An 18899-nucleotide genomic window follows, 5' to 3' on the forward strand; every position below is an offset into this window, starting at 1 on the left:
GCGGGCGTCGCCACACACCTAGTACGGTGCCTTTACCAGCTTCCAGGTCGGGCTATTGATCGCCATATCCACATCCCGGGCAAACACCTCGAATCCCTTGTAGCCGTGGTAGGGGCCGGAATAGTCCCAGCTGTGCATCTGGCGGAAGGGGATGCCCATCTTCTGGAAGACGTACTTCTCCTTGATACCGGAACCGATCAGGTCCGGCTTGAGGGCATCGGCAAACTTCTCGAACTCGTACTCGGAGGGGTCGTCATAGACCACCGTGGCGTCCGGCATTTCCGGGGCGGTGCGGTCGTAATCGTCGGTGTGGGCAAATTCGTAGCCGGAACCGACGCAGTCCATGCCCAGGTCCTCATAGGCGCCGATGGTGTGGCGCGGACGGAGGCCGCCCACCAGCAGCATGACCTTTTTGCCGTCCAGGCGCGGTTTGTACTCGTCGATGACCGCCTGCATGAGCGGGTCATATTTGGCGATGACCGCCTCGACCTTGTCCTTGATGGTATCATCGAACAGCGCGGCTAGCTGCCTGAGGCTGTTACGGATCTTGGTCGGACCGAAGAAATTGAGTTCGACCCAGGGAGTGCCGTACTTCTCTTCCATGACCTTGCACATGTAGTTCATGGAACGGTAGCAGTGGATCACGTTGAGCTTGACCTGGTGGGTGGCGGCGATCTTCTCCAGCTCGCCGTCGCCGGTCCAGACGGACTTGACGTTGAAACCGCACTCTTCGAGGAGCGGCTTGGTCGACCAGGCATCACCACCGATGTTGTATTCGCCGATCAGGGCGATGTCATAGGGGCTGGCCGGTTCAGCATACTCGCGGGTCCCGATGATATAGTCGCGGATGGTGTCGTTGGAGATATGGTGACCCAGCGACTGGGAAACACCGCGGAAACCCTCGCAGTTGCAGGGGATGATCGGAAGATCCAGATCCTTGGCGGAACTCTTGGCCACGGAGTTGATATCGTCGCCGATCAGGCCGACCGGACACTCGGACAGCACCGAGATGCCCTTGGCCAGCGGGAACAGGTCATGGGCCTCTTCCAGCAGGGTCTTGAGCTTCTTGTCGCCGCCGTAGACGATATCCTTTTCCTGGAAATCGGAGGTAAACTGCATCGGAAAGCTGGTCACGCCGGTGATGCCGCTCATCATGTTGCGGCGTGTGCCCCAGGAGTACCATCCGCAGCCGACCGGGCCGTGGGAAACGTGGACCATGTCGCGGATCGGGCCCCAGACAACACCCTTGGCTCCGGCATAGGCACAGCCACGGGCGCTCATGACGCCCGGAACAGTCTTCTTGTTGGACTTGACGCAGGCGGAACCGGAGCCCTGGTCATTGGCGCCCAGGTGCGGAGCGCGCTTCTTCCTGGCCTTCTCGGGATAAACCGCCAGAGTCTCCGCAATCAGGGCCTCAGTGGATTCCTTGGTGATGCCTTCTATTTTTCGTATCTTGTCTGACATGTATAACCTCACATTTCTGCCACAGAGTTCACAGAGAACTCAGAGAAAATCACCCTTCATGATGTCTGTTTATCTCGGTGCTCTCTGTGTCCTCTGTGGCTAAATAGTTTTGTAATTACGCTGCTGCGGCCTCTGCCACTCCGACAATCGCCTCATCTTCCGCTTCCATGATGCCGAACTTCATCAGCAGTTCTTCCAGCTCTTCCATCTCCAGCGGGGTCGGCACAACCAGCATCTTGTTGTCGGCGATCTTCTGGGCCAGGGTCAGGTATTCCTGTGCCTGGGGATGCTCGGGGGAGTACTCGATGACGGTCATCCTGCGGAGTTCGGCCCTCTGGACCTGATTGTCGCGGGGGACGAAATGGATCATCTGGGTGCCGAGACGGCGAGCCAGCTCTGAAATCAGCTCAAATTCCATGTCCGTCTTTCTGGCGTTGCAGATCAGGCCGGCCAGACGAACCTTGCCGGAGGAAGCGTATTTGAGAATACCTTTGGAGATGTTGTTGGCAGCATACATGGCCATCATCTCGCCGGAGGTGACGATATAGATCTCTTCAGCTTTACCCTCACGGATCGGCATGGCGAATCCGCCGCAGACAACGTCACCGAGAACATCGTAGAACACAAAGTCCAGGTCTGGGGTATAGGCGCCGTTTTCTTCCAGGAAGTTGATGGCAGTGATAACACCACGACCGGCACAACCGACACCCGGCTCAGGTCCGCCGGACTCAACGCACTTGATATCGCCGTAGCCGACCTTCATGACATCTTCCAACTCCAGATCCTCAACAGTACCGAGTTCACGCACCAGGTCCATAACCGTATTCTGTGCCTTGGCATGCAGGATCAGCCGGGTAGAGTCTGCCTTGGGGTCGCAACCTACGATCATGACCTTTTTACCAAGTGAGGCCAGACCAGCTACCGTGTTCTGTGTTGTTGTCGATTTGCCGATGCCGCCTTTTCCGTAAATTGCTATCTGTCTCATGTGATGCTCCTTTCGCCACCAATCTGTGGCCCGTGGGGTTTTAGTAAGTTGGAAAATATTTCTGCGTCTCGTTGCAGAAACTATTTTCGTGAACGAACTATGTTGTTTTTTAGGGGCAAAATAAAAAGGCGCCCCCTTGTTATGGAGGCGCCTTTGCCTGGGTCTTCGTATGGATGCTGCCTTTAAAAATCTATAGTAGCTGGTTGTTCATACCATAGCATTTGCCGTGCCAATAATTTTTTTACTATAAATACATGACGTTACATACATCTGCTTACAAAAGAGGCGAAACAGGAGGGATATTTCAGAAGAGAGATGCGGCAGCCATGCAGGCAGTTGCCGAATATTTAATCAGCCGGGGAGTATGCGGAATGCGGACGCCTTGACAGCGGCATAGACGTCGCTGCCCGGCACAATGTTCAGCTCATTGACCGCATCCTGAACAACCTCGGCAATCAGCGTGTTGCCGGCGCAGTCCAGCTCTATGCCGATCTTCCTGCCTGAGCTGAACAGGGAGCGGACGCTGCACTGCAGCAGGTTGCGGGCGCTGATGGCCTCGGGATGCTGTTTGAAGAGGATGATGTCCTTGGAAGACAGCTCAGCCACGGATTCATCACGGTCCGAAGCGGCCGACAGGAACAGCTGCCCGGCTCCCCAGGGATAGGCAAACAGACCGGCGGATTCGGACGAGCGGCCCAGCTTCAGCAGGTTGATGTAGCCGACCTGGCTGTACCCCATACGGTTGCGGGCCAGCTGTTCGCTGCCGGTCTGCTCGACCATGACACCTTTTTCGAACACCAGGGCGCTATCGGTCATGAGCCGCATCTCGATCAAGGAATGGGAAATAAACAGATAGGGAATGCCGAACTGCTCACTGACACTCCGCAGATAGGGGATAATCTGAAAGCGGAGTACATCATCAAGCGCCGAAAGCGGCTCGTCCATCAGCAGCAGGCGCGGGTTGGCCAGTATGGCACGACCCAGGGCTACGCGCTGCTGCTGACCACCGGAGAGCGTGCCTATGTTTCGATCAAGCAGTTCTTCCAGCTGCAAAACCGGTACGATGCTGTCCAGATGAATCGAGCGATGCGCAGCCAGGCAGCGCGAGTAGCCATAGAGCAGGTTGTTCCTGACATTCAGATGCGGGAACAGGGCGTGCTGCTGGAATACCATGGCGATGCGACGCTGTTCGGGCCTCACGTTGATCTTCCTGGTACTGGAAAAGAGCGTCTCGCCATCCAGAACTATCTCGCCGCTGTCCGGCTTAACCAGCCCCGCCAGCATACTCACAATTGTTGATTTGCCACTCCCCGACACACCAAAGATGCCGACCCGGTCACCGGTCATAGAGACATCGGCAGCCAGCCGAAAACCGGGAAAATTCTTCTGTACGTTCAGAACAAGATTCATATCAGTCTCTTTTCCCTTTGTCCGTGCGCCAGGCGTACAGCGCCAGCAGCACCAAGAATGAGAACACAAGCATGATCGCAGCCATTCGATGCGCCGACCCATACTCCAATGCCTCCACATGGTCGTAAATCTGCACCGAGGCGACCCGGGTGACACCAGGAATGTTGCCGCCGATCATCAGCACCACGCCGAATTCGCCAACGGTGTGGGCGAAGGTCAGGATCGAGGCGGTCATTAAGCCGCGGCGAGAGAGCGGCAGTACCACGGTAAAAAAAGCGTCCAGACGGGAAGCACCAAGGGTGGCGGCGACCTCCAGCGGACGATCGCCAATTGTTTCAAAGGCGTTCTGCAGCGGCTGCACCATGAAGGGAAACGAGTAAAAGACCGATGCCAGCACCAGCCCCCAGAAGGTAAACGGCAGGTTGCCAAGCCCCAGCGCTCTGGTCAGATGGCCGACCGGACCGTTGGGCCCCATGGCCAACAGCAGATAAAAACCGAGCACCGACGGCGGCAATACCAGCGGCAGCGCCACCACGGCACCTATCGGCCCTTTGATCCATGAACGGCTGCGCGCCAGCCACCAGGCGACCGGCGTTCCCACAACCAGAAGGAGTGCGGTTACCACTGTTGCCAGCCGTACGGTCAACCAGATTGCCTGTAGGTCGCTTTGTTCAAGAAACATGGGAGTACCCGTCAGATATCATATCCGTAGGACCGGATGATTTTTTTGGCTTTATCACTTTTCAGGTACATCAGCAATGCTCTGGCAGCGATGTTGTCTTTTCCGGTGGCAAGCAGTACCGCGTCCTGACGGATCGGCGAGTGCAGTAAGGCCGGAACAATCCAAGCCGACCCGCTGCTGATTTTGCCCTCCTTCATAACCTGTGACAAAGCAACAAAGCCGAGTTCTGCATTCCCGGTGCTGACAAACTGGAACGTCTGGGCGATGTTTTCACCCTGGACAAACTTTGTCGAAAGCATTGTGAACAAACCTTGCCTTGTCAGCACTTCTATGGCAGCAGCACCATAGGGCGCCAGCTTGGGACTGGCAATCGCGAGCTTGCCAAATTGACCCTTACGCAGCACCTCACCTTTGGCATCCACAAACCCTGATTTCGGGGACCACAGTACCAGTGTCCCGATCGCATAGGTAAAACGTGTGGCCGGAACAGTCAGGCCATCCTTTTCCAGCTGTGCAGGCTTTTCATCATCCGCGGAGAGAAACAGCTGAAACGGTGCTCCATTCTTGATCTGCGCGTAAAACTTGCCGGAGGCGCCATAGGAGAGCACGGTTTTATGGCCGGTTTCCTTTTCAAAGTCAGCTGCGATCTGTTTCATCGGTGCGGTGAAATTGGCGGCGACCGCAACCGTCACCTCGGCAGCCCAAACAGGGGCAGCCAACAGCAGGGCGCAGACGAACATCAGTAACTTTAAACGCTTCATAGATTGTTTACTCCCGCTGTGAGTTTTTAACTGACGCCGATGATGACGCTGGAGGCCTTGAACAGTGTACAGGCATGTCCGCCGGTTTTCAGACCGAGTGTTTCGGAACTGCCATGGGTTATCACCGCACTGATGATATTCCCGCCACCAATCTCAACATCCACCTCGGTGTTGACCGGCCCTTCGATGATCTTGACGATCGTGCCGCAGAAGATGTTGCGGGCGCTGACCTTGGCGTCGTGCAGGTCAGTACCGATGATGACTGAACTGGCCTTGATGATGGCGAAGGCTTCAGAGCCGACCTTCAACGCCAGGTTATCTATGGCGCCATTGGTGACAACAGCTGTCAAAGGGACACCGCCTTTAAGGGATAGGGTAACTTCGGCATTCACTGCGCCCTTTGTAATGGCAGACACACTGCCTGCGAATGTATTGCGTGCGCTGACTTTCATGGAAATACTCCTTATAAATTTGTACAGGCTGTCGGTATCTCCGAGCCTGTCTTCCAGGTTTTTCAGGAACTTCTGGTGTTCTTCCTGAATGGTTTTGAACTGCACAATAACCTTTTTACCTTCAACGGTCAGGCTGGTTCCGCCGCCGCCCTTGCCGCCGGCCAGGCGATCAACCAGCGGATTTTCCGCCAGGTTGTTAATCAGGTTAATCGTATCCCAGGCGGTTTTGTAGCTGATGCCGACCGCCTTGGCTGCCTTGGTGATCGACCCGAGTTCATCGATCTTTTCCAGCAGATTGATCCTCTCGCCTCCCAGGAATTCACATTGCCGGCGATGCAGCCACAAACTGCCAGAAATGCCGGTATCCGGATTTGTTGTTTTCACGGCCGATCTCCCTATGCGTTCATTGCTTCCATTTTACATAATGCGTGCCAAGTCATACCAGGACAAACCTTCTTACTTTACGGATAGTTGCAACAGCACCAATCTTATCCTTATATTTTTTATTATATAACGGTTGGCCAACAATTAGTCAACTGCTGAAAATGTGGTCAAGCGGATGCGTCAGCGCGACCATGAACCTGATTCCTACTGGGGTACAATTTGTACCCCATTTGAACTACTGGCTCCCGGCGGCAAACGACGCAAGACGAATTGTTCCAACTCAGAAGGAATATCAAACAACAGACAGGAAATCCGGTAGTTAGTGGTGATAATTTCAAGCAACTTGCAGAGAAGAAACCTCTCCGTTTGAAGTAGCGCATTTATGAAATGCTGGTACTATAAATAACCTCGTAGACCGGACACAGCAACAACATTAACAATGAAACATCATTGCGACTGAGCAGGTAAACTGTATAAACGGGACGCCGACTCAACGGCCACATCAACGGAGGCGAATAGCGCATGTCACTGAACAGAAATAACGGCACAAACACTTCCAGCGAAACTCCACTCCCAGAAGCAGCGCCCGGCGAGGCGGCCTTAACCCTCCTGCTCGTAGATGACGACGATAACGTGCTCAATTCGCTGCGCCGCATTTTCATGAATGAGAACTACACCATTCTCACGGCAAACTCGGCCGCCAAGGCGCTCGAAATCATGGAAAATCATTCGGTGCAGCTCATTATCAGCGACCATCGCATGCCGGGGATGACCGGCGCCGAACTGCTCAAGACTGTGCGGGAAAATTATCCCGAAACGATCCGGATCATGCTGACCGGCTTTGCCGATGTGAACTCCATTATGGGAGCGATCGTGGATGGAGCGGTATTCAGGTTCATCACCAAGCCGTGGATAGATGAGGATCTGCGCCTGACCGTCAATCTGGCCATGCAGCAGTACCTGTTGATGCGGGAAAACCGGGAACTCAAGGACATTGTCCACAAGCAGCGGGAGCATTTCCACGAACATTATAATTTCCACAACATCATCACGCAGTCTCCGGCCATGCGACAAGCTCTGGAACTGGCCGCCCGGGTCACGGCGTCACCCAAAACCACCATAAGCCTGACCGGTGAAAGCGGGGCCGGCAAAGAAGTGCTGGCACGGGCGATACATTTCGAGTCCGGCTGTCTGCCCAACAGCTTTGTGGCGGTTAATTGCGCCGCGATACCGGAGTCGCTGCTGGAAAGCGAACTGTTCGGCCATGTGCGCGGGGCCTTCACCGGGGCCGAGCGGGATCGGGAGGGAAAGTTCAGCCTGGCGCGTGGCGGGACAGTGCTCCTGGACGAGATCGGTGACATGCCTCTGCCGCTCCAGGCCAAGCTATTGCGGGTGCTGGAGGAAAGGAGTTACGAAAAGGTAGGGGCCAATACACCCTTGCCTGCTGATTTCCGGATAATCGTAGCAACCCATCGCAATCTGGCCGAGATGGTCAGGCAGGGCACATTCAGGGAAGATCTTTTCCACCGCATCAATGTTGTCCCCATTGCCATCCCCCCCCTTCGGGAGCGAAAAGAAGACATACCTTCCCTGGTAGACTTTTTTCTCGGCATCTTCCGCCAACACCAGGGCAAAGCACTTCCGGGTGTCTCTAAAAAGGCCATGGATCTGCTGGTTTCCTATTCCTGGCCGGGCAATGTCCGCGAACTGCATAACATTATTGAATATGCCGCCATCATGGTCTCCGACGAGCTCATCAGACCCGAACATCTCCGCCTCACTGCCGCCGTGCCGTTAGCGGAAAATGTCGACACACACACCATTGACTTCCTTGTTACCATTTCTCCGGAGGAGCTCTCCCTTGACAGCATAACCGCCAAGATCCTTGATATTGCCCTCCAGCGCTGCAACGGCAATAAATCCCAGGCCGCGGCACTGCTCAAGGTCAACCGTAAGATGTTCTACCGCTAGCCAGACCTGTCCCCCACCGTCACACCTTGTCCCAAACAGGGACACCTTTACACCCTCACAAACTGATAACCTGTCTGAATTACACATGTTTCAGAATTGGCACTATTACTGTAGCTACTATCCCCACAAGCTTCAATCATCAATGCATCGTCCCATTCAGGGACGCAGGGGAAAAGGGGGTACGGTATGTCTCAATTAGAAGTCGAGCGTTTTCTGGGCAGGATCATTACCGATGCGGAGTTCAGGGCAAAGGCCGCAAACTCGCTGGAATATGCCGTTGGCAAGGTGGGGATTGTCCTTTCGGCAGCGGAGATTGCGCTTCTGCGTAACATCGATTTCCCGCAGTTCGGCCTGGTTGCAGAAACCCTTGATGATTCCATCAGGAGAAAATAAACCAAAGGAGCAAGAGCCATGAAAAAGACAAAGGTACGGACCAAGCTGTATTCTGTAGTGGGAGTCATGTCGATTGTTCTGATCATAGTCGGCGTGGTCGGGTTCTTTGTGGCAAAATCAAGCAACAATGGGCTGGACACGGTCTACAATGATCGAGTTGTGCCGCTGGAACAACTCAAGGTCATCTCCGACATGTATGCCGTCAATATCGTCGACACCTCCCACAAGGTGCGCAATGGTGGCCTTAATTGGAGTGAAGGGCGCAAGAACGTGGACGAGGCGCTGAAGACTGTCAGCGATAAGTGGAAGGCATATCTGGCCACCACCCTGGTGCCGGAAGAGAAAAAACTGGTCGATGAGATCACGCCGCTGATGAAAAAGGCGGATGAAGCGGTGGCCAAACTGCGGGGGTTGCTGGCAAAAGAGGATAAGGAAGGGCTCGCCGCCTTTACCATCAGCGAAATGTATCCAGCCATAGACCCGCTGGGGGACAAGATCTCTGCTCTGGTCAATGTCCAGCTGGTAGTAGCTAAAAAGGTTTATGACGATAGCGACTCACTCTACAAAAAGGGTAAAACAGTGAGCATTATCCTGATTATTGCCGGTATGCTCGGTTCGATACTGTATGCGACGTTCATAATCAGGGGGATCATCCGGGAACTTGGCGGCGAACCGGCGGATGTCCGTGAGATTGCCGAGGCGGTTGCCGGAGGCGATCTTACCGTTTTCGTCCGGACGGATGAACAAGATCAAGGAAGCGTCATGCTGGCGATGAAGAATATGACCGGGAACCTGCGCTCCATCATCGGCCAGGTCTCTTCAACTTCGTCCCAGGTGGCCGCAGCCAGCAGCCAGCTCCATTCCACCGCCGAACGGATTGCTACCGGCGCCGAGGAGGTGGCGGCCCAGGCCAGTACCGTTGCCACCGCCGGCGAAGAGATGTCGGCCACATCTGGCGATATCGCCCAGAACTGCCAGGGCGCTGCTGAAGGAGCCCAGCGGGCATCCAAAGCCGCACGGAATGGAGCTGAAGTCGTCGACAAGACGGTTTTTGTCATGGGGCAGATAGCCGAGAAGGTTCAGGTATCGGCCAAAACGGTGGAGAGTCTGGGAGAGCGCAGCGACCAGATCGGCACGATCATCGGCACAATCGAGGACATTGCCGACCAGACAAACCTGTTGGCCTTGAATGCAGCCATTGAGGCGGCCCGTGCCGGTGAGCAGGGGCGGGGCTTTGCGGTTGTTGCCGATGAGGTGCGCGCCCTGGCTGAACGCACGACGAGAGCCACCAAGGAGATCGGCGAGATGATCAAGGCCATCCAGAAGGAGACCAAGGGGGCTGTCGCCGCCATGGAGCAGGGTGTCCAGCAGGTGGCAGCCGGCACCGGCGAAGCGGCCAAATCCGGTGCAGCTTTGCGCGACATCCTGGAACAGATCAATGACGTCGCCATGCAGGTCAACCAAATCGCCACCGCCGCTGAAGAGCAAACAGCCACTACCAGCGAGATCTCCAGCAACATGCAGCAGATCACCGATGTGGTGCAGCAGACCTCCCACGGCGCACAAGAATCGGCCACGGCGGCAGCTCAATTGAGCGGAAATGCCGAAGAGTTGCAGCGCTTGGTGCGGCAGTTCAAATTGTAAATATCATTGACTCGGCCCTGAAAACAGAATCGAGTGCTGGCTGACAGAAGTTCTCGGATGAAGAAAGGGAGAGCCACAGCGGGATTCAATAAAGTGAATGTCGATCAGGAGAATAAAGTATTATCATCAAACATCCAGGTTACTGGTCAAATCCGGCAGCAAAGTTGCAAACAAGTAGTAGATCTGAGAGGGAGATACTACGTATGATTCAAGCAGAGACAGGCAGCACCGTTACTATCAGCTATATCGGCACACTGGATAACGGGCGAATCTTTCACAGCACCGAAGAGCACGGTCCCCAGACCTTTACCATCGGTGCCGGGCAGGTATTTCCTGCTCTGGAGCAGGCCATCATTGGCATGCGGGCCGGAGAGGTGAAGAACATCCTGCTCACAGCCGAAGAGGCCTATGGTCCCCGTCGGAAGGAAAACATCGTCAGCGTGTCCCGGGAGACCTTCCCTGCCGGGAAAGAGATCGCTGTTGGTCAAAAATTAAGCATCGAGTTCAAGGGGGGGGTATCCCGGATCATGATGGTGACAGCGGTGGGTGAAGGCGAAGTGACCCTGGACGGCAATCATCCGTTGGCAGGTTTGGATTTAACCTTTGCACTGAAGGTCGAACAGGTGGGGTAATGGGAGGAGTGAATTAATAATTCATTGCAACCTTGATATCGTCAGAAAATTGTTCACGAGCTGCCGTGCGGTAGCTTGATAGCGCTCAGCTCCGTCCATGAAGGCGTCCACAAGCTCTTCCGCCCGTGCCTGCGTTGAACGATCCCAGGCACACCAGTCACGGATTATGGTTTCCGTCACCTCGGGATGAAACTGCAGTCCCCAGGCAGATGCCCCCACCCGAAAGGCCTGATGGGGACAGACAGCTGAGGTTGCCAGCACTACACCGCCAGCGGGAATATCAAAACTGTCATGGTGCCACTGAAACGTACCAATGCGCTCCGGAAGACCAATGAAAAGCCGATCCTCTTTACCCTCCTGCGTTAGTGAGACATCCAATGTTCCAAGTTCCTCCCAGCGATTGGACACAACCCTGGCACCGAGAGCAGCCGCCAGCAGTTGCCCGCCCAGACAGACGCCTAGATAGGGGATCCGGGCAGCCACGACCGATTGGATCAGGTCTTTCAGATTGCTGAGAAAGGGATTGCGCTGGTCATCATTGGCCCCCATCGCGCCTCCCATGACGATCATAGCCGAGATCTGTCCCGGATCGGGCAGACAGCCATCACAATACGGGTGGTGAACGACAAAGGGAATGGTGAGGTGATCAACTATGTTGCCTGGGGGTACTTCGGGATCATTCTGGATGATATGCAGCATCCTCTTCATAACTGGCCCTGTTTCCGTTCGAATTATCTGGTTGCATCGCATTGACTGATTACAAGAAAACGGCCATCAAAGCAAGCTTCCAGCAAGGGTTTTACATCATTCCACGCCAGACCACCGCCACCGCAACCGGGCCTCGGTACAACAACCTGCCGCCAGCCCGAACAATCCGCCAAATATCGAAGTTCTTGTGCCGAACGGGCAATGATCCGCAAGTCGGGGAGTGACCACGGAGTTTCCTCAACAGGAAACGAAACAATTCCATGCCCCACGTAGAATACATGGTTTCCCTGGTCCGCAAGAAGGCTGCCCAATGTTTTGGCAAGTTCAGGACAACGAAGTGCCGCTTGTTTCGCCACTCCCTTCCCGAAGATTGCCCGGCCGTCGCGAGTCAGCGAGCCGTTGGTCGTGATAGCAATAACACCGGTTGCGGCGTATTCCCAGATATCCCCTACTGTTTCAAGCATTCCACAGCTGAGCCACGCAAATAATCGAACACTTCTCCTCGGGTTGTTATGAAACTCGGCATAACGTTGAGGATATCCTCCACCAGATGCAGCACCTCTCCATCATTGCTCTTCAACTCGTTCATGACGGCTGACAGCAACGGCAGGATCTCGTAGAGATCATGGCGGTTGAACGGCGCGGGGTCGGGCAGGCCAACAAACTTTGGCTCATCCCGATTGGCAACATCACGGGGATATCTGAATTTGAGATCTGAGGCTTTGATTATAACGGGCATAACTACCTCCAAAAGAGCGTCCTCCGTGGTGGATGCATTGATTTTAAGCTCAATGCCCGCCGCAACCGCTGCCGCAACCGCCACCACAGCCGGGTTTGACAATATCCGCTGCCTTGGGCTTGTCACACAGCTTCAGCGAAGAACGGTCCACGTACCAGGCCTCATCCTCAACCTTGCCCTGCAGTTCGTTTTTCTTGAGCATCATCAGCACCCGCATCTCGGTTGTTTCCAGAAGCAGCGCTGCCTCGGCAATCGGTACGAAATTCGTTCCTGCTTCACACATGATGTTTCCTCCTCAGGCGGCTTTAGGCAGTGATTCATTTTCCAGATAGATGCCCATCAATTCACAGTTGGTCAGGTCACGTTTCCGTTTGCACGACATGGCGCGCGTCCGTTCAAGCAGCGGTTCGGCATGGGTGCGGTCGACCGAGATTCCCATGCTGCGATAGCGTTCGATCAGGCCGCCGGTACCGGAATGTTTTCCCACCACGATGCTACGGGTCATGCCCACCTCGGCCGGATCGTACCCTTCATAATTGCTGGGGTTTTTTATAATCCCATCGGCATGCAGACCGGACTCATGGGAATAGACCCGTTCGCCGACCACCGGCTTGGAAACCGACAGCGGACGGTGGGATGCCTTGGCGACAAACAGCGACATCTCGCGGAAACGGTGGGTATCGATGCCGGTTTCAATACCGCAGGCATGTTTGAGTCCCATGACCACCTCCTCCAGCGCGGCGTTGCCAGCGCGCTCCCCCAGGCCGTTGACCGTGGTGTTGACAAAACGCGCCCCGGCACGGATACCGGCGATGGCATTGGCCGTGGCCATGCCCAGGTCGTTGTGGGTGTGGACCTCGATATCAACCTCGGGCACCGCCTGCCTCAGAAAGGCCACCTTGTCGAACATGCTGAAGGGGTCCATAATCCCCAGCGTATCGCAGAAACGGAAACGATCGCCCCCCAGGGCGCGGGTAATCTCCATCAACTCCACCAGGAAAGTCAGATCGGCCCGACTGGCATCCTCGCCGCCCACCGAGACGTAAAGATCATGCTGCTTGGCAAAACCCAGGGCCACCTTCAGCTGCTCCTTGACCGCTTCACGGTCTTTGCGCAGCTTATGGACGATCATCTGGTCGGACACCGACAGCGAGATGTCGACCGCCTGCACGCCACAGTCCATACTAGCCTTGATTTCAGGCACCAGCGCCCGGTTCCAGGTAATCAGGCGGGCGTTCAACCCCAGATCTACCAGGGTACGGATGGAATCCTGCTCCTCCTTGCCCATGGCAGGAATGCCGCATTCGATCTCCCCCACGCCGATGGAGTCCAGCATGCGGGCAATGGCGGTTTTTTCGCGTTTGGAGAAGACCACCCCGGCGGTCTGTTCGCCGTCACGCAGGGTGGTATCGTCAATGATAATGTTCTGGTGTACGGTCATATTGTCCTCCTCTTGACCTTCGATGCTATCCGCAGCTTCCCATGGTTGCCAGCCCGTAAATCTGCTCCGGCCGGTAATCCGGCCTCTTTCCCGCATACATAAGAGAATTACTGCCGGCAATTCTCATGTTTCTGCGGTTGAAGAGCCGCAGTGCCGATCGGTTCGATACCGGGGCATCCAGCAGCAGCTTTGTTCCTTTAGCGACCCTTCCGGCAGCAGCATCAAACAAGTGCTCCGCACTGCCGGCATCGATTGATGAAAACGGCCCGAACTGCACGGTATCGCGGCACGGCTGCAGCACGATGAAACCTGAATCATCCTGCAGCAGTCTGCCGCGACCTGCCGTTGCTTGAAGCAGTGTTGAACGGCGATCACCCCAGACGTGGGCGTCCAGATCATATGACGCAACGCTCAAACCTGCCTGTTCCTGCGTCCCGCACGGGGCTGCGTGGCGTTGGCGACCTGTCCCGACCCAGCGGATAATCGTGTCAATGCGGGTAAACCCATGCTTTTCATAGAGCGACTGGCCCGATTTGGAGGCGGTCAGCCAGATTGTTTCCACACCTGCTGCCCGCAACGTCTCCAGAACCCTGGCAAACAGTCTTTCGCCGATCCCCTGCCCGCGATACTCTGCTGAAACGATCAGATTGCCGATCCAGCCGCTGCCTTCATGACGCAGTGCAGTCACAAAACCTGTTGTTTGTCCGTTATCACCGCGAGCCGCGAAGCATCCCTGCGGAAATCCGGACAGCAGGAACTGAAACTCCCACGGTTCCGCCACCCAGTTTTCCGCTGCAGCCAGCTTCAGGAAGGGCTCAATATCATCCGCGCGAAACGGCTCGATCGTCATGCTGTCGGACAAGCGGCTTCTGCAATGGTCATATTGAGATCCTGGCCGATCAGCCCGACCGCATCGGCCCGACACTGCTTGCAGTGGGCGAACTGGCCGATAATGCCCTCATTGGCCTTGCGCAGTTCTGCTACCCGCTCCTCGCTGGGGGGTATGATGTGCGCCAGATCTGACTGGGGAATGATCGGCATGATATTCATGACGAAGGCACCTAACTCCTTGACCCGTTTGGCGATCAGCGGCAGCTGGTCGTCATTGACGCCCGGCACCAGGACCGAGTTGACCTTGATGGTCAGCCCCAGTTCACCGGCCCGCTTGAGACCCTCGAACTGGTTGGCAATCAGGATTTTGGCACCTTCCACACCGGTGTAGTGCCGGCCGTGATAGATGACATGACGGTAGATCCGGGCACCGATTTCCGGGTCAATGGCGTTTATGGTAACGGTCAGGCTGTGCAGTCCCAGTTCATACAGGCGATCGATGGATTCCGGCAGCAGCAGGCCGTTGGTGCTCATGCAGAGCATCAGCTGCGGGAACTCTTCCTTGACCATGCGGAAGGTTTCAAAGGTCTCCTCGTTAGCCAGCGGGTCACCGGGACCGGCAATACCGACGACCTTGATGATCGGCCCCAGCACCGGACTGGCCATCACCTCGCGTACCTTGGCAATTGCCTCCTGCGGCGTCAGCAGCCGGCTGGTAACACCGGGTCGGGATTCGTTGGCACAGTCGTGCTTGCGGGAACAGTAGCCGCATTTGATATTGCATTGGGGGGCCACGGCCAGATGCATACGGCCATTCTTGTGGTGATTGCCGCCAAAGCAGGGATGACCCTGGATCTTGTTCTTCATCTCACATGCAGTTGCCATGTTATCTACCTCCCAAAAATGAAAAACGCCCACGGGAATAAATCCCACGGGCGTCGTTGCCTTTGCAGTAAGGGTAACAGCATAGAGCGTGCCAGCCTTGATTCAATTAAACACTGAGGCACTGAGACACAGAGAAACAGGGCTTTTGAAGTGGTATCCGGCAAGCGAAAGTTTACGTTCTATCTCGTACCATAACGTGGATCTGCATGTTAATTGTGCAGATGATCTGGATTATGAATTGCATACCCTCTGTGTCTCAGTGTCTCTGTGTTAAATGGATTTACAGGAAAGGTTCCAATGTTCAATCAGTACAACCCCGAAGAAATCTACGACAGAGCCCGCGCCGCCTTCATCGGCATGGCGATCGGCGATGCCCTGGGTGCCACGGTCGAGTTTATGACCGCCTCGGAAATTGCCTCAAAATACGGCACATTCCGGGATATTGTAGGCGGCGGCTGGCTGCGTCTGAAACCGGGACAGGTGACTGACGATACCGAGATGGCGCTCTGCATCGCCCGGGCAATCGTAAAAAACCAGACCTGGTCGCTGGAGGCGGTGGCCGAAAATTTTTCCGCCTGGCTCAAATCCCGCCCAATAGATTGCGGCGATACCTGCCGCAAGGGGATCCGTGCCTATATGCTGCATGGCCAGCTGGAATCACCGCCCAACGAATGGGATGCCGGAAACGGGGCCGCCATGCGCATCTTGCCGGCGGTACTCTATTCACTCCCCGACGAAGAACTGCTCAAAAAATACACTATCGAGCAGGCCCACATCACCCATAACAACCCGGTCTCGGATGCCGCCTGCCTGTGTCTGGGACGGCTGCTGCACCTGGCGATCTGCGGCGCCGAAAAAAGCCGCTTGCGCCGCCAGGTTGACGGGCTGACCATCCGGTTCCCCACCTTTGTATTCGAACCGTATCGCGGACTGGCCACCGGCTATGTGGTGGATACCATGCAGACCGTATTTCACTGGTTTTTCAGAGGGAAGAGCTTTGAGGAATGCCTGGTAGGCACGGTCAATCAGGGAGGTGATGCCGATACGACCGGTGCCATCTGCGGGATGCTGGCGGGGGCCTACTATGGAATGGAGGGCATACCGAAACGCTGGATAAAGAAGCTGGATGTCAAGGTACTGGCCGAAATCGAGACCATGGTTGCGCGACTGATTGCTACCAGTCCGGTGGGGAGGACATTCTAGAATATATCATTATTAAGCACAGCCGCCCACCAGGCTGCCGCCACCACAGCAAAGCTGGACAGCGCCAGCAGGGCATTCAACAGCCATCCGGGGCGTCCATACCGGCCTATCAGATATTCGGTTATCAGCCCCAGACAACCACCATAGACAAAACCGAACAGGTGCGCACCCAGATCCGTATTCTTGCCCTCGGTACCGAGCAGCGCCAGCAGCGCCAGGGCTGCAGCGACCGGCAGCATCCAGCGTATGCGGAGATTGCGCCGATAGCGCACCAGGCTGATTGCCGCCAGGATACCGACCGCGCCGAACACGGCGGTGGATGCACCGACCGAACTATGGTTGGCGGATTGCACAAAGGCATTCACCAGATTACCGAGGGCACCGGCCCCCAGCAGTAGGCTCCAGGCCAGGCCCGAGCCGAGTTCCCGGCAGAGAAAGACAATAAATATCCCGCCGATAGCCAGATTGCTGGACAAATGTGCCCAGTCGGCATGAAGGGTCAGGGCCGTGATAACCCGCCACCACTGTCCGTCCAGAATTTTTGCTGCCTGGGCATTCCCGATGGCGACCCAATCGGGCATGGAGATTCCGGTCAGGGTGACATCGAGCTGGGTAATATTGTGAAATGTCGCCAAAAGAATCAGGATCGAGAGGGTTGCCAGGGTATTCTCAGTCAGGGGATGGTGCGGGGGATCAGGCCGTGGCCAGTTGCGATTCAGCTCTTCAAAGCGGCGCAGCTCGTACACGGCTGCCGCATACTGTTCGGGCGGCACCAGCAGGCGCCAGCCGGTCTGACTGTCAATCTGGCAGGGAATCGAACGGGAATCCAGCGTCAACGCCCAAAGACGGATGCGCTGGCTTGTTGCGGCAGTATTGGGATGACGCGTCACCTCCTCCGGCGGTATTTCCAGCCAGGGGATCTCGGCAGCCACATTGACAGGTTGATGTGAATCCATGCCCATCACTATAATCACTGCGGTACCATTATGCCAGTGCTGCAGACAACTAATTCGCAGATTGGTATATCTGTTTTCAACCGGCCCTACCCCAGGACCTCGGCAATAGCGGCATCGATAATCGCAAGATTGAGGGGTTTTTCCAGGAGCTTGTCGACCTTCAGGCTCTGGGCCACGCGCAGCAGATAATCACTGTCCAGTTTTCCCGAACCTCCCGACATGGCGATAATGCGGGGTGATTGGGGGCGCGTGCGCAGGGCACCGATCAGTTCGTAGCCGTCCATGTCCGGCATGAGAATGTCGGTAATAACAAGATCAATCGGCTGATGTTCGACAATTTCGATGGCACTCTTGCCGTTTCCGGCCGAGAATACCTGGTGCCCCCTGATTGTCAGCATACGCTCCAAGACCCCTCTCAGGTGAATATCATCGTCTACAATTAATATGTTCGACATATCATTTCTCCGGCTAACATCAACCCTGGTGATCGTGAAGACCGTCTCCGTACCTTTTTAAATTATACCTGATAACCAGGCCAACTCAAGGAACAGCTCTAATTATATTTCGAAGCGCCCCTAGCAATTGATTAAGCTTCAGGCCGAAGAGCCGACCTTTACAAAACATGCCGCTGTCAGCTATGATGTTCAGAAATTTAACCATCAACAGGAGGAATACCTACATGGCCGACATCAAGGGGACGAAAACTGAACAGAACCTGAAGGACGCGTTTGCCGGGGAATCCCAGGCCCGCAACAAATACACCTACTTCGCATCAGTAGCTAAAAAGGAAGGCTATGAAAAAATAGCCGCCATCTTCCTGGAAACGGCCGAAAATGAAAAAGAGCATGCCAAGCTTCATTTTCAACTCCTCTCGGGCGTCGGGACAACCGCCGACAACCTGAGGGCTGCAGCCGCCGGTGAAACGGAAGAGTACACCGATATGTACCCGCGCATGGCACGCGAAGCAAAAGCAGAAGGCTTCGCAGAGATCGCCTTTTTGTTTGAATCCATCGGCAAAATCGAGAAACATCACCAGGAACGCTATAGCAAACTGCTGGCAGAGCTGGAAGCCGGATCGGTGTTCTCCAAGAGCGAGAAGGTCACCTGGAAATGCATGAACTGCGGCCACATCCATGAAGGGACAGAAGCCCTCAAAATCTGCCCGGTCTGCAAGCATCCCCAGGCCTATTTCGAGATGATTTGACCTGATCCCGCTGACGCTGACATCCAGAGGGGCGCTTCCCGCGATTGGAAAGTGCCTCTTTGACGTTCCGGGCCGGAATCAAGGCTTCCGCGCTGCCATCTTCGCCAGAACAAGGACATTCAAACTTTGCAATATTACCGGTTGCAAACCCGTA

At 55.4% G+C, this 18899-nt stretch carries 21 protein-coding genes; 6 read left to right on the forward strand and 15 right to left on the reverse strand.

Annotated elements, in window-relative coordinates; translation table 11 throughout:
* Window positions 1–18: 18 nt before the first annotated feature.
* From nifD to ACOCF6_RS09125, 6 genes are all read right to left on the reverse strand, one after another.
* The gene (gene nifD / locus ACOCF6_RS09100; protein WP_482460069.1) at window positions 19–1464 is read right to left on the reverse strand and encodes a nitrogenase molybdenum-iron protein alpha chain; all 1446 of its coding nucleotides are present in this window, start codon (window positions 1462–1464) and stop codon (window positions 19–21) included.
* A gap of 115 nt (window positions 1465–1579) precedes the next feature.
* Window positions 1580–2449 carry a nitrogenase iron protein gene (gene nifH, locus ACOCF6_RS09105; RefSeq protein WP_482460070.1) on the reverse strand — a complete coding sequence of 290 codons (870 nt, stop codon included), beginning with the start codon at window positions 2447–2449 and terminating at the stop codon, window positions 1580–1582.
* A 351-nt stretch (window positions 2450–2800) separates the two neighbouring features.
* Window positions 2801–3859: a molybdenum ABC transporter ATP-binding protein gene (gene modC / locus ACOCF6_RS09110; RefSeq protein WP_482460071.1), complete on the reverse strand. Its 1059-nt coding sequence runs from the start codon at window positions 3857–3859 to the stop codon at window positions 2801–2803.
* Between the two features lies 1 nt (window position 3860).
* Window positions 3861–4541 carry a molybdate ABC transporter permease subunit gene (gene modB / locus ACOCF6_RS09115; RefSeq protein WP_482460072.1) on the reverse strand — a complete coding sequence of 227 codons (681 nt, stop codon included), beginning with the start codon at window positions 4539–4541 and terminating at the stop codon, window positions 3861–3863.
* A gap of 11 nt (window positions 4542–4552) precedes the next feature.
* Window positions 4553–5302: a molybdate ABC transporter substrate-binding protein gene (gene modA, locus ACOCF6_RS09120; RefSeq protein ID WP_482460073.1), complete on the reverse strand. Its 750-nt coding sequence runs from the start codon at window positions 5300–5302 to the stop codon at window positions 4553–4555.
* A 26-nt stretch (window positions 5303–5328) separates the two neighbouring features.
* Window positions 5329–6138, reverse strand: a complete 810-nt coding sequence (locus ACOCF6_RS09125) for a TOBE domain-containing protein (protein WP_482460074.1) — start codon at window positions 6136–6138, stop codon at window positions 5329–5331.
* A 522-nt stretch (window positions 6139–6660) separates the two neighbouring features.
* Here ACOCF6_RS09125 and ACOCF6_RS09130 point away from each other — a divergent pair.
* The 4 genes from ACOCF6_RS09130 (at window position 6661) to ACOCF6_RS09145 (ending at window position 10778) form a co-directional block, all read left to right on the forward strand.
* Entirely contained in the window at window positions 6661–8109 is a 1449-nt protein-coding gene (locus ACOCF6_RS09130) for a sigma-54-dependent transcriptional regulator (protein ID WP_482460075.1), read from the forward strand.
* A 186-nt stretch (window positions 8110–8295) separates the two neighbouring features.
* Complete coding sequence (locus tag ACOCF6_RS09135) at window positions 8296–8502, forward strand: Os1348 family NHLP clan protein (RefSeq protein ID WP_482460076.1); 207 nt, start codon at window positions 8296–8298, stop codon at window positions 8500–8502.
* Between the two features lie 18 nt (window positions 8503–8520).
* Complete coding sequence (locus ACOCF6_RS09140; protein ID WP_482460077.1) at window positions 8521–10146, forward strand: methyl-accepting chemotaxis protein; 1626 nt, start codon at window positions 8521–8523, stop codon at window positions 10144–10146.
* A gap of 203 nt (window positions 10147–10349) precedes the next feature.
* Window positions 10350–10778 (forward strand): FKBP-type peptidyl-prolyl cis-trans isomerase, encoded by a 429-nt coding sequence (locus ACOCF6_RS09145; RefSeq protein WP_482460078.1) that lies wholly within the window; start codon window positions 10350–10352, stop codon window positions 10776–10778.
* A 21-nt stretch (window positions 10779–10799) separates the two neighbouring features.
* Here the strand turns inward: ACOCF6_RS09145 and ACOCF6_RS09150 are convergent, their stop codons facing one another.
* From ACOCF6_RS09150 to ACOCF6_RS09180, 7 genes are read right to left on the reverse strand one after another with little or no spacing between them, the layout of a single operon-like run.
* Entirely contained in the window at window positions 10800–11486 is a 687-nt protein-coding gene (locus ACOCF6_RS09150) for a type 1 glutamine amidotransferase (protein ID WP_482460079.1), read from the reverse strand.
* A 23-nt stretch (window positions 11487–11509) separates the two neighbouring features.
* Entirely contained in the window at window positions 11510–11950 is a 441-nt protein-coding gene (locus ACOCF6_RS09155) for a macro domain-containing protein (protein WP_482460080.1), read from the reverse strand.
* The gene (locus ACOCF6_RS09160; RefSeq protein ID WP_482460081.1) at window positions 11935–12225 is read right to left on the reverse strand and encodes a hypothetical protein; all 291 of its coding nucleotides are present in this window, start codon (window positions 12223–12225) and stop codon (window positions 11935–11937) included. Before ACOCF6_RS09160 ends, ACOCF6_RS09155 begins: the two co-directional genes overlap by 16 nt.
* 49 nt (window positions 12226–12274) lie before the next feature.
* Window positions 12275–12508, reverse strand: coding sequence for a hypothetical protein (locus ACOCF6_RS09165; protein WP_482460082.1), 234 nt, complete (start codon window positions 12506–12508; stop codon window positions 12275–12277).
* 12 nt (window positions 12509–12520) lie between these two features.
* Window positions 12521–13666, reverse strand: coding sequence for a homocitrate synthase (gene nifV / locus ACOCF6_RS09170; RefSeq protein ID WP_482460083.1), 1146 nt, complete (start codon window positions 13664–13666; stop codon window positions 12521–12523).
* Between the two features lie 25 nt (window positions 13667–13691).
* Window positions 13692–14528 (reverse strand): GNAT family N-acetyltransferase, encoded by an 837-nt coding sequence (locus ACOCF6_RS09175; RefSeq protein WP_482460084.1) that lies wholly within the window; start codon window positions 14526–14528, stop codon window positions 13692–13694.
* Window positions 14513–15382, reverse strand: a complete 870-nt coding sequence (locus ACOCF6_RS09180) for a radical SAM protein (protein ID WP_482460085.1) — start codon at window positions 15380–15382, stop codon at window positions 14513–14515. The genes ACOCF6_RS09175 and ACOCF6_RS09180 overlap by 16 nt, the downstream gene beginning before the upstream one ends.
* 297 nt (window positions 15383–15679) lie before the next feature.
* Here ACOCF6_RS09180 and draG point away from each other — a divergent pair, with 297 nt between their 5' ends.
* Entirely contained in the window at window positions 15680–16585 is a 906-nt protein-coding gene (gene draG / locus ACOCF6_RS09185) for an ADP-ribosyl-[dinitrogen reductase] hydrolase (RefSeq protein WP_482460086.1), read from the forward strand.
* Here the strand turns inward: draG and ACOCF6_RS09190 are convergent.
* Window positions 16582–17541 (reverse strand): rhomboid family intramembrane serine protease, encoded by a 960-nt coding sequence (locus ACOCF6_RS09190; RefSeq protein ID WP_482460087.1) that lies wholly within the window; start codon window positions 17539–17541, stop codon window positions 16582–16584. The genes draG and ACOCF6_RS09190 overlap by 4 nt on opposite strands.
* Before the next feature lie 86 nt (window positions 17542–17627).
* Window positions 17628–17996 carry a response regulator gene (locus ACOCF6_RS09195; protein ID WP_482460088.1) on the reverse strand — a complete coding sequence of 123 codons (369 nt, stop codon included), beginning with the start codon at window positions 17994–17996 and terminating at the stop codon, window positions 17628–17630.
* A 224-nt stretch (window positions 17997–18220) separates the two neighbouring features.
* Here ACOCF6_RS09195 and rbr point away from each other — a divergent pair, with 224 nt between their 5' ends.
* Window positions 18221–18745 carry a rubrerythrin gene (gene rbr / locus ACOCF6_RS09200; protein ID WP_482460089.1) on the forward strand — a complete coding sequence of 175 codons (525 nt, stop codon included), beginning with the start codon at window positions 18221–18223 and terminating at the stop codon, window positions 18743–18745.
* The last annotated feature ends 154 nt before the right edge of the window (window positions 18746–18899 follow it).

The sequence above is a fragment of the Geobacter psychrophilus genome (assembly GCF_056821595.1).